The sequence below is a fragment of the Streptomyces sp. NPDC014727 genome (assembly GCF_043083485.1).
Classification (GTDB): Bacteria; Actinomycetota; Actinomycetes; order Streptomycetales; family Streptomycetaceae; genus Streptomyces.
In genome coordinates this window covers 89,831-106,436 of sequence record NZ_JBIBYR010000024.1, presented here as the reverse complement: position 1 = coordinate 106,436, position 16,606 = coordinate 89,831, and the positions used below count along the sequence as shown (strand labels likewise).

The 16,606-nt window shown below is 68.3% G+C and carries 11 protein-coding genes and 5 pseudogenes; 8 read left to right on the top strand and 8 right to left on the bottom strand.

Going from position 1 to position 16,606, the window contains the following annotated elements:
• Positions 1 to 84: 84 nt before the first annotated feature.
• The 4 genes and pseudogenes from ACF1B9_RS29405 to ACF1B9_RS29390 form a co-directional block, all read left to right on the top strand.
• A pseudogene (locus ACF1B9_RS29405) lies at positions 85 to 255 on the top strand (integrase core domain-containing protein); the annotation flags it as partial.
• A 158-nt stretch (positions 256 to 413) separates the two neighbouring features.
• Positions 414 to 814: pseudogene (locus ACF1B9_RS29400) on the top strand (transposase); the annotation flags it as partial.
• A 511-nt stretch (positions 815 to 1,325) separates the two neighbouring features.
• Positions 1,326 to 2,969 (top strand): cytochrome c oxidase subunit I, encoded by a 1,644-nt coding sequence (gene ctaD, locus ACF1B9_RS29395; protein ID WP_391745551.1) that lies wholly within the window; start codon positions 1,326 to 1,328, stop codon positions 2,967 to 2,969.
• Positions 2,966 to 3,355 carry a cytochrome c oxidase subunit 4 gene (locus ACF1B9_RS29390; protein WP_391745427.1) on the top strand — a complete coding sequence of 130 codons (390 nt, stop codon included), beginning with the start codon at positions 2,966 to 2,968 and terminating at the stop codon, positions 3,353 to 3,355. Before ctaD ends, ACF1B9_RS29390 begins: the two co-directional genes overlap by 4 nt.
• A 9-nt stretch (positions 3,356 to 3,364) precedes the next feature.
• On the opposite strand, the gene ACF1B9_RS29385 is transcribed toward ACF1B9_RS29390, so the two are convergent.
• From ACF1B9_RS29385 to ACF1B9_RS29375, 3 genes are all read right to left on the bottom strand, one after another.
• Positions 3,365 to 5,005, bottom strand: a complete 1,641-nt coding sequence (locus ACF1B9_RS29385; RefSeq protein ID WP_391745428.1) for a cytochrome bc complex cytochrome b subunit — start codon at positions 5,003 to 5,005, stop codon at positions 3,365 to 3,367.
• A gap of 683 nt (positions 5,006 to 5,688) precedes the next feature.
• Positions 5,689 to 7,152 carry a class II fumarate hydratase gene (gene fumC / locus ACF1B9_RS29380; protein WP_391745429.1) on the bottom strand — a complete coding sequence of 488 codons (1,464 nt, stop codon included), beginning with the start codon at positions 7,150 to 7,152 and terminating at the stop codon, positions 5,689 to 5,691.
• A complete protein-coding gene (locus tag ACF1B9_RS29375; protein WP_391745430.1) occupies positions 7,149 to 8,825 on the bottom strand; it encodes an NAD-dependent malic enzyme in 1,677 nt (558 codons plus the stop codon). The genes fumC and ACF1B9_RS29375 overlap by 4 nt, the downstream gene beginning before the upstream one ends.
• 334 nt (positions 8,826 to 9,159) lie before the next feature.
• Between ACF1B9_RS29375 and ACF1B9_RS29370 the strand changes: the two are divergent.
• Positions 9,160 to 10,127 (top strand): annotated as a pseudogene (locus ACF1B9_RS29370) (protein-arginine deiminase family protein).
• A gap of 182 nt (positions 10,128 to 10,309) precedes the next feature.
• Positions 10,310 to 10,630 carry an MFS transporter gene (locus ACF1B9_RS29365; protein ID WP_391745431.1) on the top strand — a complete coding sequence of 107 codons (321 nt, stop codon included), beginning with the start codon at positions 10,310 to 10,312 and terminating at the stop codon, positions 10,628 to 10,630.
• 465 nt (positions 10,631 to 11,095) lie between these two features.
• Here ACF1B9_RS29365 and ACF1B9_RS29360 read toward each other — a convergent pair whose 3' ends face one another.
• Positions 11,096 to 12,028 (bottom strand): LysR family transcriptional regulator, encoded by a 933-nt coding sequence (locus tag ACF1B9_RS29360; protein WP_391745432.1) that lies wholly within the window; start codon positions 12,026 to 12,028, stop codon positions 11,096 to 11,098.
• Between the two features lie 100 nt (positions 12,029 to 12,128).
• On the opposite strand from ACF1B9_RS29360, the gene ACF1B9_RS29355 reads away from it, so the two are divergent.
• Positions 12,129 to 13,292, top strand: a complete 1,164-nt coding sequence (locus ACF1B9_RS29355) for an MFS transporter (protein ID WP_391745433.1) — start codon at positions 12,129 to 12,131, stop codon at positions 13,290 to 13,292.
• A gap of 233 nt (positions 13,293 to 13,525) precedes the next feature.
• On the opposite strand, the gene ACF1B9_RS29350 is transcribed toward ACF1B9_RS29355, so the two are convergent.
• The 4 genes and pseudogenes from ACF1B9_RS29350 to ACF1B9_RS29335 form a co-directional block, all read right to left on the bottom strand.
• Positions 13,526 to 14,209 (bottom strand): glyoxalase, encoded by a 684-nt coding sequence (locus ACF1B9_RS29350; protein WP_391745435.1) that lies wholly within the window; start codon positions 14,207 to 14,209, stop codon positions 13,526 to 13,528.
• Positions 14,209 to 14,730 carry a helix-turn-helix transcriptional regulator gene (locus tag ACF1B9_RS29345; RefSeq protein ID WP_391745436.1) on the bottom strand — a complete coding sequence of 174 codons (522 nt, stop codon included), beginning with the start codon at positions 14,728 to 14,730 and terminating at the stop codon, positions 14,209 to 14,211. Before ACF1B9_RS29345 ends, ACF1B9_RS29350 begins: the two co-directional genes overlap by 1 nt.
• A gap of 291 nt (positions 14,731 to 15,021) precedes the next feature.
• Positions 15,022 to 15,335 (bottom strand): annotated as a pseudogene (locus ACF1B9_RS29340) (VOC family protein); the annotation flags it as partial.
• 87 nt (positions 15,336 to 15,422) lie between these two features.
• A pseudogene (locus tag ACF1B9_RS29335) lies at positions 15,423 to 15,629 on the bottom strand (NADP-dependent oxidoreductase); the annotation flags it as partial.
• Positions 15,630 to 15,772: 143 nt separating this feature from the next.
• Between ACF1B9_RS29335 and ACF1B9_RS29330 the strand changes: the two are divergent.
• Positions 15,773 to 16,462 (top strand): TetR/AcrR family transcriptional regulator, encoded by a 690-nt coding sequence (locus ACF1B9_RS29330; protein ID WP_391745437.1) that lies wholly within the window; start codon positions 15,773 to 15,775, stop codon positions 16,460 to 16,462.
• The last annotated feature ends 144 nt before the right edge of the window (positions 16,463 to 16,606 follow it).

Below are 16,606 nucleotides of genomic sequence, written 5' to 3'. Positions count from 1 at the left end.
GAAAGCGGGCCCGTCCGGTTCGGAGGGAGGTCGAGCGGAAAAGGCCCTGCCCAGCAGGGACCTCGCCGCTCGGCCGACCCTACCCGCACCCTCCTCGACGAATGGGCCTACGCGAGGCCCTACAGGTCCGAGACCGAACGACGCGACGCCTACCCACAGTGGCTCCACACCTACAATCACCACCGCGGACACACCGCACTCAAGGGTCAACCACCCGCCAGCCGCGTCCCCAACCTCACGGGTCAGTACAGCTAGTCTTCAGAGTCTGGTACCCCGTGTAGATGTGCAGGCCTGCTCTATGGCACGGATGGGTATCTGAACAGAATTCCCGACTCAGAACATTAGTGCCGCGTCGGGCGACGTCCGCCCTTTAGTGACGTTTCGTCCGGTTGCGCGCTGGGCGGACGGCCAGAATGATCACGTGGCTGAACGGGGTGCGGGTCCGGCAGATCGATGACGGCGGGGGCAGCGGCTGCTGCGGATCATCCGTAGGGGCACCGGGTCGGTGGTGACCTGGTGGCGGGCCCAGATGGTGCTGTTGTCTGCGCAGGGCATTCCCGTGGCGAAGATCGCCAAGGCCACGTTCACCAGCGCTGACCGGGTCCGGGATGTGCTCCACAACTTCACCGACGACGGTTTCGACTCGCTCTGCCCGAAGTACCGGGGCGGCCGTCCGAGGACCATCACGTTGCCTGAACGCCGTGAGATCAAGAAGGTCGCCACGTCCAAGCCGGCCGAGCACGGCCTGCCCTTCTCGACCTGGAGCCTGGCCAGGCTTGCCGACTTCCTGGTCGCCGAGGAGGTGGTCGACGACCAGGGGTGCGGCCCTCCGGCCGCCAAGACTCAGCTCAACGTCAAACGTCAAGCTGAGCCAGCCCTCGATCGGGCGGCTCTCGTAGCGAGACCAATCCCACGGCCGAAGCAAACGCCACTCGGAGCCGTCCACGCTCACGCCCGTGCCCTTGGCCGGTACGGCATCTGCGGCGTCGGAGGGCTGGTCCGCGGCCGGTGCGAAGTCGCGCGTTCCCGCCCGAACAGACCTGCTGTCAACCGGTCGTCCCGGTCGATCGCACCAGAACCCGCAGCTGTCTGACTCATGACCCCCAGGGCATCCTGGACGCGGCGGGCCCCTGGGACACCCGATCGGAGCACCGGTGAACCGGTGAACTTCGAGGTGTCACCGCCAGTCGTACGGACCGTCCGCGGTGGCAGGCTCCACCATCGAGTCAACCGGGAGGGACGGAGAACCGATGGCGCAGGACCTGCAGGAAGCCGCGCCGGCCGAGCCGGTGGCCAACAAGCGCATCAACGCCGGTGTAAGACTCATGGGCTGGCTGACGACCACCGACCACAAGGTCATCGGCAATCTCTACATGGTCACCGCGTTCGGGTTCTTCCTGCTGGCCGGCGTGTTGGCCATGCTCATGCGAGCGGAGCTGGCCCGGCCAGGACTGCAGATCGTCAGCACGGAACAGTACAATCAGCTGTTCACCATCCACGGCACCATCATGATGCTGCTGTTCGCCACGCCGATGTTCGGCGGCTTCGCGAACGCCATCATGCCGCTTCAGATCGGCGCGCCCGACGTCGCCTTCCCCCGCCTCAACGCACTCACCTACTGGCTCTTCCTCTTCGGCGGAATCATCGTGGTGTCCGGATTCGTGGTGCCCGGCGGCGCGGCGCACTTCGGCTGGTTCGCCTACGCGCCGCTGAACAGTGCCGTCTTCTCACCCGGCGCAGGCGGAGACCTCTGGACCATGGGCCTCGTGCTGTCGGGGATCAGTACGACCCTGGCATCAGTCAATTTCATCGCTACGATCGTCTGTCTGCGTGCGCCGGGTATGACCATGTTCCGGATGCCGATCTTCACCTGGAACGTACTGTTCACCTCGATCCTCGCGCTGCTCGCGTTTCCGGTACTCGCCGCCGCACTGCTCGCTCTCGAAGCCGACCGGAAGTTTGGGGCCCATGTTTACGACGCCGCGAACGGCGGTGCGCTGCTGTGGCAGCACCTGTTCTGGTTCTTCGGTCATCCCGAGGTCTACATTGTCGCGCTGCCCTTCTTCGGAGTGGTGAGCGAGATCATTCCCGCGTTCAGCCGGAAGCCGATGTTCGGGTATTTCGGAATGGTGATGGCCACGATCAGCATCACCATGCTCTCGGCGGTTGTCTGGGCTCACCACATGTTTGCGACAGGAGCCGTTCTCCTGCCCTTCTTCTCCGCCATGTCGTTCATCATTGCCGTGCCCACCGGTGTCAAGTTCTTCAACTGGATCGGCACCATGTGGCACGGCAGTATCTCGTTCGAGACACCCATGCTCTGGGCGATCGGCTTCCTCGTGACTTTTCTCCTCGGCGGTCTCAGCGGAGTGCTGATCGCCTCACCCCCGCTCGACTTCCATCTCACCGATTCGTACTTCATCGTCGCCCACCTCCATTACGTACTCTTCGGAACAGTGGTCTTCGCGATGTTCGGCGGCTTCTACTTCTGGTGGCCCAAGTTGACCGGACGCATGCTGGATGAACGCATCGGACGTGTACATTTTTGGACGTTGTTCATCGGCTTTCAGTTGACCTTTCTGGTCCAGCACTGGCTGGGGGAGTCCGGAATGCCACGGCGTTACGCCGACTATCTCGCGGCGGACGGCTTCACCTCGCTCAATACGATCGCGTCCGTCGGCTCCTTTCTGCTGGGCTTGTCGACACTGCCGTTCCTGTACAACGTGTGGCACACCAACCGTTACGCGCCCAGGGTCGATGTGGACGACCCGTGGGGGTTCGGCCGTTCCTTGGAGTGGGCGACCTCCTGTCCGCCCCCGAGGCACAATTTCCGGGCTTTGCCGCGCGTACGTACCGACTCGCCGGCCTTCGACCTGCATCACCCCCTCACGACGGAGAAGCAGAAGCCGGGCCTCGGCCGAGGCGGGTCGTGCTCCGCATCGGGCACTGAAGAGGAGTCGGACGAATGAAGACCGAGGCCATTCTTTTCGCCGGAGTCGCGGGGTTCTTCCTCGTGACCGATGTTCTCTACGCCGTGTGGTCCCGTGATCCGACAGGTACGGCGGCTCTCACCGTCTCGTTCCTCATGGCGTCGCTGGTCACGTTCTTCTTCGCCACCAACTACCGGAGGAAGGGCCTGCGCCCCGAGGACCGCGGGGACGGGCACATCCATGAGCGGTCCGGCCCGGTGGACTTCTTTCCTCCGCACAGCATCTGGCCGCCCCTCACAGCCGCGGGGATGGCCCTGCTCGTCCTCGGTGTGGTGTTCGGTCTGTGGCTGTTCCTGATCGGGCTGGGCTTGGTCCTGGCGGGGGTGTTCGGAATGGCCTTCCAGTACGTGCGTGTCCGGGACTGAGGGCGGTTCTCAGTCCTCGCGTTCGCGGACCGGCTCCGGCGGTGTCGTCCGCTCCGCGATCCGGGACCGTTGCTCCTCCGTGACGGGCAGTTCCACGAGGTCCCTGTAGTACCAGCCGCTCAGTACGGTCCGAAGCCTTCGCCGACTCGAGATCGGACCCTCCGCGGGGAGCTCCAGGGGAGTCGGGACATCACGCATCAGGATGCGGTAGCGGGCTGTCGGGCTCAGGCCACGGCGGCTCTCCGAGAGATCGCCGCTCACCGACTGTGTCACCTGGCCGGTCTCCTCGCCTTCGGTCAGTCGGCGGCGGTCCCGCATCTGAAGGGCCAGGCAGAGGCGTTTGGTCAGTGCGAAGGCCAGGAGTGGGGCGACGATCAGCGCGGTTCTGAGGATCCAGATCATGGCCTCGACCGAAACCCTGAACGAGTAGGCGATCACGTCGTTACCACCGGCGACCAGGAGAACGGCGTAGAAGACGATGGCCGCCACGCCGAGCCCCGTGCGGGTCGGCCGGTTGCGTGGCCGGTCGCACAGATGGAGTTCCCTGCGGTCGCCCGTCACCCATTTCTCGAAGAAGGGATAGAGAAACAGCAAGGTGAAGACCACGCCTGGCAGCACGATGGTCGGAATGAACACATTCCACATGATGGTGTGGCCCGCGATGTCCGTCTCCCATGGTGGCATCAGCCGGAGCGCGCCCTCCAGGAACCCGACATACCAGTCCGGCTGTGCGTCACCGGAGACCTGGCTGGCACGGTAGGGGCCGTAGTTCCAGACGGGGTTGATCTGAACGAGCGCGCCCAGCAAGGCCAGTACGCCGAACACCATGAGGAAGAACCCTGTCGTCTTCGCGGTGAAGTGAGGAAACGCCGGTGAGCCGACGGCGTTTTCGTTGGTCCGCCCCTGACCCGCCCAGTGGGTGTGTTTGAGATGAACCACCAGGATGAGATGAGCGGTGATCAGCGCGACAATCAGGCCGGGTACGAGCAGGACGTGCACGGGATACAGACGGGGGATCACGGCATCGCCCGGGAACTGTCCTCCGAAGACGAACAGCTCCAGGTACGTTCCCACGAAAGGGATCGACCCCACAATGGTGGCCGCCGTCCGCAGGCCCGTACCGGACAGCAGGTCGTCAGGCAGCGAGTAACCCGCGAATCCTTCGAGGAGCGCGAGTACGAACAGTGTCACGCCCACGATCCAGTTGGCCTCCCGCGGCTTGCGGAAGGCACCGGTGAAGAAGATCCGCAACATATGGGCAGCGATCGCGGCGACGAACACCAGGGCCGCCCAGTGGTGGATCTGACGCATCAGCAGGCCTCCGCGCACGGCGAAGCTGATGTCGAGGGTGGTGGTGTAGGCCTGCGTCATCCTCTCGCCCTGGAAAGGCACATAGGAACCGGTGTAGACACTCTCCGTCATGCTCGGGTCGAAGAACAACGTGAGATACACGCCGGTAAGGAGCAGGACCACAAAGGAGTAAAGGGCGATCTCGCCGAGGAGAAAGGACCAGTGGTCGGGAAAGGCCTTGCGCAGCAACAACCTGGCCAGCTCGCTGACGGGCAGGCGCCCGTCCACCGCGCCGTATCCACTGACCGCCGCCGGCCCGGCCTGGGCCTTCAGCTGCGCCTTACGTCTCCGTAGAGGCATGCACCACTCTCCCGTCGATATTCCTTCCGTCTCCGCCCCTCATTGTTGCGGTTCGCCCTTTACGGGTAACTCATTACTCGAAGGACTACGCAGAATCGCGGTATCGGCACCTGATCGGCCGACCTGGCCCTTACCTGCCGGGGGAGGCCGCGCCGGTGGTGGCGTCGCTGGTTCTCCCACCGCTGACCAGGAGTGCTGTCACGCCTGCGGAGACGGCGGTCCGCGACAGTCTCCTCCGGCTCGATTGGCTGCCGTTGTCGAACGTCACACCGGGGCCGGTGGAGGGATGCGCTGTTGTCGGTGGCGTTCTGCGGGGGGCCTTCGCCGGACGCGCCCGCGACTACGTCGATGTCGATGCCCCGGAAGGACGTGCTGTTGCCGACGTGGTCGTAGAGACGCTGGGGCTCGTCCAAGGACGGCTTGCGGAACCGCGACCGGCTGGGTCTCGGCTGGTGTTCGTCATGTCCGGTGCGAGGGCGATGACACGACGGACCACATTGGTGCCAGCGTTTGGAGCCTGGCGCGGTCGGCGGTCAGCGAGCACCCCGACCGCTTCGCCCTCGCGGGCACCGACGGTTCCTTGGCGTCCTGGGAGGCTCTGGCCGGCGCCCCGACGAGGGCGAGCTGCTGGTCCGCGAGGGGCTAGGCATACCACGTCTGGTGCGGGCGGCTGGCTGTGTTCTCTACGTCTGGCCGACCATGGCGGCGGGTCTGACGATGCGGTCGAAGTCCTCGGCGCCTATGTAGCCGGACGCCAGCGCGGCCTCGCGCAGGGTGGTGTCCTCGTCGTCGGCCTTGTGGGCGATCGCGGAGGCCTTGTCATAGCCGATCACCGGTGAGAGCGCGGTGACCAGCATCAGGGACCGGTCGACATAGTCGTCGATCCGGTCCCGGTTCAGCTGGGCGCCCTCGATGCAGTACTCGCGCATCTTGGTGCAGGCGTCGGCGAGGATGGTCGCCGCATGCAGGAAGTTGTTGATGATGACCGGGCGCATGGCGTTGAGCTCGAAGTTGCCCTGCGTGCCGGCGAAGGCGATGGCTGCGTCCTCGGACAGCACCTGGATGCAGACCATGACCATCGCCTCGCACTGGGTCGGGTTGACCTTGCCCGGCATGATCGACGAGCCGGGCTCGTTCGCCGGGAGGACGAGTTCGTCGAGGCCGCAGCGGGGCCCGGAGGCCAGCCAGCGGATGTCGTTGGCGATCTTCATCAGCGGTACAGCCAGGGCCCTCAGCCCGGCGGACGCGCCGGTCATGGCGTCCAGGCCGCCCTGGGCGGCGAATTTGTTCTGCGCGGTGGTGAACGGGTAGCCGGTCGCGGTGGCGATCTCGGCTGCCACCTGCTCGCCGAATCCGGGTGGGGCGTTGAGACCCGTGCCCACTGCGGTGCCGCCCATCGCGAGCTCATACAGGTCCTCGGCGGACCTGGTGACCCGGTCGACGGCTTGATTCATCTGGTGGGCGTAGCCGGACCATTCCTGCCCGACAGTGAGGGGGACGGCGTCCTCCAGGTGGGTGCGGCCGATCTTCACCACGTCCTGCCATTGCCGCGCCTTGGCCTCGATGGCGTGCTGCAGCGCCCGCACGCTTGGCAGCAGGTGCTCGTGGATCTCCTTGACCGAGGCGATGTGCATGGCGGTGGGGAACGTGTCGTTGGACGACTGCCCCATGTTGACGTGGTCGTTGGGATGGATCGGGGACTTGCTGCCCAGCTCGCCGTCGACCAGCTGGATGGCACGGTTGCCGATCACCTCGTTGGTGTTCATGTTGGACTGCGTGCCGGACCCCGTCTGCCACACGTACAGCGGGAAGTGTTCGTCCAGCTTGCCTGCGATGACCTCGTCGGCCACTCGCTGGATCAGGTCGGCCGTCCAGGCCGGCAGTCGTCCGGCGCGCCCGTTGACGAGGGCGGCGGCCTTCTTGACGTGGCCGTAGGCGTGGTAGACCGCCTTGGGCATCCGGTCGTCCCCGATGGAGAAGTGGATGAGGGACCGTTGGGTCTGTGCCCCCCAGTAGCGGTCGGCGGGCACGTCGATGGCGCCCATGGAGTCGGTCTCCCGCCGGGTGCCGGTCGCGTGCAAGCCGATGGAGATGTCTCGGATCCTCGGGGCCTCGTCCTGACCGCCGGCGATGTGTCGCGTGTTCATGCCGCGGCTCCATCGGTGTAGCCCGGCTGCCACATGGCCTCCCGGACGGCCTCGCCGATGTCGACCGGCTTGGAGGTGGCCACGCCGTCGTCGAGCGCCGCTTTGACCACCGCGGTCGCGGTGATCGCGGAGGACTCCCGAAGGTCTTCCACGGGCGGCAGCAGGGAGGCGCCGGGCCCCGATGGGTCGACCTGGTCCGCGACCGCCTGCGCGGCCGCGAGCAGCATGCCCGGGGTCACCTGGGACGCCCCGGAGACGATCGTGCCCAGGCCCAGTCCCGGGTAGAGCAGCGCGTTGTTGGCCTGCCCGATCTCGTAGGTCACGCCGTCGTACCTCACGGGTGGGACGGGGATGCCGGTTGCGACGAGCGCCTTTCCCCTGGACCAGGTGATGACGTCGGCGGGCATGGCCTCGATCCGGGAGGTGGGGTTGGAGATCGGGAGGATGATCGGCCGCTCGGTGCCCTCCGACATGGCCTCGACGACCTCGCGAGTGAACGCACCATGCGCGGTGGAAGTACCCAGCAGGATCGTCGGCTTGGCCCGGCGCACCGCTTCCAGCAGCGGGATCGCCCCGCCGTCGTCCCTCGCCCAGTCCGCGACCTCGGCCGGATCGCGGGTGTAGGGGTGCTGGAAGTCGCGCAGGTCGGTCATATTCCAGGTGAGCAGTCCCTGTTTGTCGACGAGCCATACCTGGGCGGTGGCCCGCTCCGGATCCGCGCCGTCGCGGATCATCGCGCCGCGCAACTGGTCGGCGATGCCCACCCCGGCGGTCCCGGCACCGAAGACGATCAGCTTCTGGTCCCGCATCCGCATGCCGCTGACTTTGACGGCGGACAGCGCGGCGGCCAGCGTGATGGCTCCGGTGCCCTGCATGTCGTCATTGAAGATCCGGTAGCGGCCGCCGTACTGCTCCAGGATCCGCCGTGCGTTGCTGGGACCGAAGTCCTCGAAGTGCAGGAGCGCGTCGGGGAACGTGGACGATGCCGTCTGCAGGTACTTCTCGATGAACTCGTCGTACTCCGCGCCGCGGACGCGGGGGTGCCGGTTGCCAAGGTACAGCGGGTCCTCCAGCAGTGACTCGCGGTTCGTGCCCACGTCCAGCGACACGGGAACCACGCGATGCGGGTCGATGCCCGCGGCTGCCGTGTACACCGCGAGCTTGCCGACCGAGATCTGGATCCCTCCCACGCCCCAGTCGCCGATGCCCAGAATCTCCTCCGCGTCTGTGCACACGATCAGGTCGACGTCCTCGGGGCCGAGTTGAAGCGTGGCGAACGCCTTTTCCATGTCGTCGGGCCGGTCGATGGACAGGAACACGCCGCGCGGGCGCCGATACTCGTGGGAGTACTGCTCAATCGCCTCGCCCACGGTGGGGTCGTAGACGATCGGCAGCATCTCGGCGAGGTGCTCGGTGAGAACCTTGAAGTACAGGGTTTCGTTGCGGTCGTGCAGCTGCTCCAGGTAGACGTTCTTGGCCAGGTCGCTCCCCTGAGCCTGTGTCTGCTGGTAGGCCCGCTTGCACTGCTCCTCGAGTGTCAGCACCGCTGAGGGCAGGCGTCCCGCCAGACCGAGGGCCTCCCGTTCCTCCTGTGTGAAGGCCACCCCACGGTTGCGCAGCGGATCCACGAGGGCGCTGGGGGTTGCCGGGGTCCGCGCGTGGCTCTCGGTCATGAGAATCTCCCTGTGTGCGAATGCCGTATGGGCTCCGGCCGGGGTGACGTCGAGGGCTCGCTCGATGACACGGCACAGGCAAGTCGAGAGGTGCCGGGGACGCCGTCGTGCGCTGCCCACCACGCGGTCAGCAGCCACGAACATCGCCGCAACCGTCAGCGAGGGTGCGACCTCGATCGAAACCTGTGAAGGTCGAAGCGGCTTCAGGGCCCGACCGCATACGAAGGCTTGAGGTCTGCGTTGCCATGTGCGCGGTCGCTCACAAGAACCCCGCCCGGCAGGCCCGCCACGCAGCATCGCGACAGACGACCCATCGGTGACACTGTTTGATTTCATGCTAACTACTGGCCGACGGGCTGCGCGACTTCGGCCAGTATGCTGCCCCGTCCAGGGTGAGGGTCTCCGCGCGGCGCTCGTGGTTGGGTACGACGCCCTCGCACCGTTGCCCGCACGGTGCGCCGGCAGCAACCCGCGGCGCACGCGTGGTCGCCGCTCGCCGCTCGCCGTTGGCCGAAGGCGTGACCGAGAACTGCAACGGGGCCGGCCCGCACCGGCCCGGTGTGCGCCGGGTACGGGAGGCAAGGAATTCCCGGACGCCTCCTTCACCCGGATGCTTGCCGCGCAGGGCTACCAGCGGCCGATGGCGGTGGACACCAGCTGGCTGGGGGTCGGTCACATCGACGAGTTCCTGTCCTTCGTGCCGGCCAGGAACGACCGGGGCTGGTGGCCGTTGTCGCCGACCCCGACCTGGGACGGAAACTGCTGGAAGATCTCGTGGAGTGCGGTCGGGGCGGGGAGTTGTCGGTCCGCGGGATCGCTCCGGAGGACACCGAGGATCCCGGTCCCACGGTCGCCGACGCGTTGCGCAAGCCCTCACTGACCCGGGGCACGGAGATCGCCCGTAAGGGCATCGACTCCGCTCTGCACACCCTTCGCGAGCAAGCGGGGCTGACGGAACGCCATGTCGTCCGTGTTCCCGCTCTCTTCAACCGGCTCGACGTGCCCGCCGGGTATCCACGCCGCGACGTGGTTGCCAACTACCTGCCCGGCGCGGCCAACGGCGTGAGCACCGGCACCGGCGTCTACCTGGCGCCACGCCGGCACGTCCCGGAGGCGGACGGCCGGGACGTCTTCGAGCGGGCGGCCGAGAAGGCCCTGAGCGGCACGGGCACCCGGATCTCCTGGGTGGAGCACTGGGCCTACTCGCACCACCGCGGCACCGTCGGCGGGGAGGTGCACTGCGCGACCAACGCGCTGCGAAGCCTGTCCGGAACCCGGCCGTGGTGGACCGAGCGGGACTGATCCCGGTCCCGGGGGTGCCATCCGGGCGAACCGCCGTGTCTCATAGGGGCGATGCTCATGAGCGATCGACACCTGCCCATCCTGCGCGGCCACCGACGCCTGGGAACGTTGGTTGTCGCCACCGGCCAACCGCACCCCCAGTAAATGGCTGGGCGTTGAAGCGGAGCCGGTCAGGCCGGCTCATGTTGCCGTCAGTGTCAGAGAGATACAGGCGAGCTGGGAACCTGTCGGGTCCGACTCCCCCTTCCTTGTCGATGGTCATGAACACCTTCCCCGAAGGGACCGAGCGGAACAAGGCGCTCGGTATCTGGGGCGGCCTCGGCGGGTTCGGCGCCACCGCCGGCCTCCTTCTGGGCGGCATCATCACCGACATCTTCGTATGGCAGTGGGTGTTCTGGATCAACGTCCCGGTCGGGACCCTCGTGCTGGTACTCGCCCCGCCATGCTGCGTGAAAGCCGGTACCGAGCACGCTCCCGTTCCTTCGATGTCCCTGGTGCGCTGACCATCGCCCCCCGCATTGACGCTCCTCAGCAAGCGATCCGGCCTGTCCCGCAATGTGTCGGCAGACGCAAGCGAGAACGTATCTACCAGGGCACCGTCGACCTCACCTTGATCTACGGGCACACCCTGCCGCGTTCCTGGCTGATTCCTGTTCGGCCTCGTCGACGGGCGGCGTCGTGACACGAGCGAGGTGCCTTGCGACCGCTGCGGGAGCGCGGAGGGTCGCGTTCCCCGACCGGCTTCTGGCGGTGCCCGCAGGTGCCTCCGGCGCCGGGGAGCGCTGTGGCTGCGGAGCGGGAGGGAAAGCGTAGTTCTCGGCCTGGTCGGGACGGACGAGGGCCGCCACGCTACCGAGCACACCGGGGCCGGGGGGCCGCTCTGCAGGAGATCGGCCAGCCGATGGCGGCGCGCCGACGGCTCCAAGGACGCGCGGGTGCAATGACCGGCGTCTTGGGCGACGCACTCGTCAGCTGGAGCCCGGCGGGCGGGAGTTGATCCCGGGGCCCATGTTCTTCGCGAGGGCCACCGCGAGCGCTCGGAAGATCCGCACCTCCGGGTTGTCGTCACCGGCCCGCACCGCGAGATAGCTGCTCTCCCACGGAGCGTCGAGGACGGGTATGAAGACGGCGCCCGGCCACGCGTAGTACCGCGCGAAGGAGCGCAGGCCAGAGCCCGCGGACCGCCCGGTGACGACGCCGGTCAGCACCTCCTGCGGGGTGACGGCGAACTCGGAGCTGCGGCGCTGGGCGCGGTCGTCGAAGTACAGATACTCGGTGAACGAGTGCGGGGTGTGCCCCGGGACACGGAACAGCGGCAGCTCGGTGAGGTCCGCGACGCCGACCCCGGACGTCCGGGCGTCGGCCAGCGGCGACCGCTCGTGCACGACGACGATCCGCTGTTCGGTGGTGAGGACGTCCGTTACGAGGCGCTCGTCGTCCGGGCTCGGCCGCACGAAAGCTACGTCCACCCGGTCCTCCACCAGCGCGGTCACATGCTCCGTGAAGTCCAGCTGCCGGATCTCCACCCGCACCTCGGGCCGGGCTCGCCGGTAGGCGTTGATGGCCGCGGGCGTCAGCTCCGCCGAACCGTGCCCCATGATCCCCACCCGCAGCGGCCGCCCGCCGTCCGCCTCCTGGGTGACGTCCGCCAGGTCGTCGAGTGCGGCATTCGCGGCGTCGAGGAGGGTGCGCGCGTGTCCGGCGAGCCGCACTCCGGCGGCCGTCGGCACGACGGGGGAGCCGGACCGGTCGAGGAGCCGCGCGCCGACCTGGCTCTCCAGGCGGCGTACGTGCTGGGTGACAGCCGGCGGCGACAGGAAGAGCCGCGCTGCGGCCCGTCCGAAGTGCCCCTCCTCGACGACCGCCAGGAACGACGACAGCAGCCGCAGGTCAAGCGCCATACGACCAGGGTAGACGGGGAGCCGGGCAGGCGGCGCGGGCCGTTCACGAATCGTGAACGTACGGCGCGGGCCGAACGGTCGGACACGTACGAATGGGAGCATGACCGCACCCCCTCTCACCGCCCCTGTCACCCCCGTCCCCGCGGCCACCGGCACCCCGGGCGCCCGCGCCGCATGGATCATGCTGGCCTCCGGCTGGAGTGCCAACCAGTTCTCGGCCCTGCTCGGCGCCTACCGCAGCCACCTCGGCCTCACCGAGTCCACAGTGACCGGTCTGTTCGCGGTGTACGTCGTCGGCCTGATCCCGGCGCTGCTGATCGCGGGCCCGCTCGCGGACCGCAGGGGACGGCGCCGGGTGGCGCTCGCGGCCCTCGCCCTCAACGTCCTGTCCACCCTGCTCCTCATGGCGGGCGGCGCGTGGGGCGGTACCTGGCTGCTGCCTGGGCGCTTCCTGACCGGTGTCAGCGCGGGCGCGCTGCTGGCCGCGGGCAGCGCCTGGATCAAGGAACTCTCCGACTCGCCGCGCCGCCCCGGCCTGTTCGTCTCCGCGGGCTTCGCGACGGGCGGCCTCGTGGCGGCGCTCATCGCGCAGTGGGCTCCCTGGCCGATGGTGACGGCGTACGTTCCGCACGTCGTCCTCGGGGCGGCGTCGGGGTGGCTCGCACTGGCCGCACCGGAGACGAGCAGATCGGTCCCGGTCCACAGCTCCGAAGCCGCCCACGAACACACCGGCCACCGCTTCCGGCGTACGGTCCTGCCCCTGGCGCCCTGGGTCTTTGCGGCCCCCACCATCGGCTTCGTCACGCTGCCGAGCACCCTCCACACCGGCCTGATCCTCACGGGCGTCGCGACGGCCGTCGTCCCCGGCACCGGTCTGCTCACCGCACGGCGAGCCCGGTCCACGCCCACCGCGGGCCTCCTGGTCGTCGCGGTCGGCACGGCGACCGCCGCCGTCGCCGCCGCGACGGAGAACGAGCCCCTCGCCCTCCTCGCCGCGACTGTTCTCGGCGCGGGCTACGGACTGGCCCTCACCTACGGCCTCACCTGGACCGCGGCCCTCGCCCCGCCCCACCAACTCGCCCGCTGGACGGCCCGGTTCTGGACGGCGGCATACCTCGGCATGTTCACTCCGTACGTCCTCACACTCCTCGGTCACGTCACGACAACACCGGTGCTGCTGGCAGCCGTCACGCTGCTCGCCCTCGCCCACGCCGGGTTCGGTTCGTACCAGGTCAAACGGCTGGCGCGACGCCGTACGCCGTGACCCCGCGGTCCCTTCAAAGGAGCCGCACCCGATGCGGACCGTCCCGAATACCCGTCCCGCTTCCCGGCGGCGCCCACCGGTTTCGGGCGCCTTTCGGGACGCCCCCGGCGACCGCCGGGCCGCGAACCCGGTCCTCCTCCGGCATCTCGGCGATCTTCGCGAGTACGTCCCGCTCCGCTGCCGCCTCCTTCTCCACGCGGGAGGAAACCGCGCCGCGCCGCCGTCGGCTGGGGTCAGGACAGTGCAGGCGCCGTGGACGGCGCGGGGGTGAGCGACTCGGCGGCCTCCCAGGCGAATCCGTCCGGGTCGGTGAAGGGGTCGGCGGTGCTGCCGAGGACGATGCGGTGCGAGCCGGTGCCGTCGGCGGGGACGCCGAGGTCCTTGGCCAGGCCGCGGCGCTTGTACAGCGCCAGCTTGACGGGGCTGGACTCGTCGGAGGTGAACTCGGCGTACTTGCCGCCGAAGCTCCTGGCCACGGTCAGGCCCCGGCCGACGTAGAACTGCTTGCTGGCCTTCACGTCCTCGACGCCGAGCAGGAGGACGATCTCGTCGATCCCGCGGGTGGCCGGGCCGGTGTCCTTCTTCGCCGAGGTCGCGACCTTCCAGATCGTCCCGTCCGGGGCCTGGACGACGCCGCCGTAGCCCCACAGCGACTTCTCGGCGGGCTTGAGCACCGTGGCGCCGGCGTCCGTGGCGGCGTCGACGAAGCTGTCGACAGTGGCCGGCCGGGACACCGTGAGCGCCAGGGTGAAGCCGCGGAATCCGGTGGAGTGTTCCTCGGACGCCCGCAGGCGTATGTGCGTGTCCACTCCGAAGGCGGTGTAGAAGCGACGGGCGGCCTCGGGGTCGGCCACCTCGAGGGTGACGGATGCGATGGACGTGTGGGATGCGGTGGAAGTGGTGATTGCCATGGCCATCACGCTAGGGGCTGCTCGGTGAGTGGGGCTTCTCGATTCCTGACGGGTCTTGTCACTTGCTTCGCCACACACGCCGGCATCCCCTCGACCGTGATCGCAGAGCCCGCATCGTGGGCTGCACACGGGGCATCAGCCTGGTCGGCCGCCACATGCGCCGCCTGGCGCCGGAAGGCCCCGGGCGGCATGCCGACCAGCTCGGTGAAGCGGGTGGTGAACGTGCCGAGCGACGCGCAGCCGACCGCGAAGCAGACCTCGGTGACGCTGAGGTCGCCCCGCCGCAGCAGCGCCGCCGCGCGCTCGATGCGACGCGTCATCAGATACGCGTACGGCGATTCACCGTAGGCGGCCCGGAACTGCCGGCTGAGGTGCCCTGCGGACATGCTTATGTCGCGGGCGAGCGCCTCCACGTTCAGCGGCTGCGCGTACTCCCTGTCGATCCGGTCGCGGAGGCGGCGCAGCCGCGCGAGATCGGTCAGGCGCTGCGCCTGGACGCGTGCACGCCGCCACTCCGGCTGACACATGAGAACACTCCCCTTTTCTCATCTTCCATCGATGTCTACGAGCGCCTGGGGTGCCTGCCTCGGCAGGCACCCCAGGCGCTCGGTAGTGATGACCGGGCCGGCCGGAGCCGACCAGCCGGTCGAGCAACTGTTGGACAGCAGCGGGACGGAGCCCGGGCCCGTGGCCGGTTCAACGAGGATCTGGACGAGGCCCTGGTGGGCGGCGGCACGGCGGGCGCCGCTGCGTTCCTTGCAGGTGGTCGCGATGTCGGCCCGCACGGCCGCATCGATACCCGCACGGCTCAGCGAAGCCTCGGTATCACCGGCTTGCACCTTCTCGAACGTGGCGTCGAGGTCCGGGGTGGCCAGAAGGATCCAGCCGTAGGTGCCCTTGGCCATCATCTCGGTGATGGTGCGGCTCTCCTCTTCGGTGACTCCCGGGTCGGCGACCGGCGGCGTCAGAAGGATCGCGTGTCGGGCTGACCGGCCGGGCCGACCGTGATCCAGCGCAGCCTGCCCCGCCCGACGTCGCTGCGGACCTCGAAGCCGAGGACGTCGCGATAGAAGGCGAGCGAGGCATCCGGGTCGTCGTGCGGGAGGGAACTCGTGTGAATGGTGACGTCCATGACGGGCAGATTAGAGGCGGCTCCGTGAACCGCGCTTCTCGATTCTTGATCGATCCGGACACGCTCGGACGTTCACGGGCATGTCCGGCCCCGGGGATCGATCGAACCGTGGTGGGGGAAGTCCACGGTGGCGATGTCCCGCAGCATCCCTGAGCGCAGGTACCAGTCAGCAGGGGTGACGCCGGTGGCACGCACCGCGATGCGGACCTGACCTGGCCCGGCGTGCGGCTCTTCGACCTCCTCGACGCAAAGGACCTCGGAACCGCCATAGCGGTGGTATTGCACAGCAAACACGGACAACCTCCGTACACATGGCACGTCGTTCAGCAGGAGAACTCGCAGCCGCTCACCTCTGCGGCAGAGAGCCGACCGCGGGGCACCGTGGCACCAGGTCACGCTAACCCGCTAAACGGTCGACCTCTTCCGTTTGTGATTAAGTGGGAGACACGCCTGCCCAACTGTCTCGGAACCCGCCCCCCTCCGCCGCCGACCCCCCGCCCCGGGGGCAGAGAGCCGACGCCCGGCACAACCGCGCCCGGCTCCTCCAGGCCGCACGCGAGGCGTACGCCCTCAACGGCACCGACGTATCTTCCAGCGCAATCGCCCGCAGAGCGGGCGTGGGTGCCGCCACCCTCTACCGGCACTTCCCGACACGCGGCTCGCTGATCGCCGCTGCGTTCTCCGAACAACTCAGCCAGTGCGTCGCAGCCCTCGACGAGGCCCTTCAGGACGACGATCCCTGGCGCGGACTTCGCAACGTCCTCACCAAGGTGTGCACGATGCAGGCCCAGGACCGCGGGTTCAGCGCCGCGTTCCTCTCCCAATTTCCCGACGCGCCCGACGTCCATCGTGAGCGTGCCCGCGCCGAGGCATGCCTCGCCCAGCTGGTACAGCGTGCGAAGGACACCGGACAGCTGCGCGAGGACTTCGACCCCAGCGACGTTACCCTCCTGCTCCTGGCCAACAACGGCGTCGTGCGAGAGTCCCCGGCTGCCTCCATGGCCGCATCCCGCCGCCTGCTCGCCTACTTTCTCCAGTCCTGCCTGCCGACGGACGGCACACCCCTGCCCCAGCCCGCCCCACTCCGCCTTGACGACCTCTACAAGCCACCGCATCGAGCGGGGTGACCGCCGGCGTCCGCCCGGGGGCACGCGCCCCTGACGTGGATGTTCCTCAGATTGCTCCGGCAGTGGGCCGAGCGTCTTGGCGAGGTCGGCGTAGCGGTCGAGGGTGGCGGGCAGCATGGTGTGATCGCGAATGTTGGCCGGTGC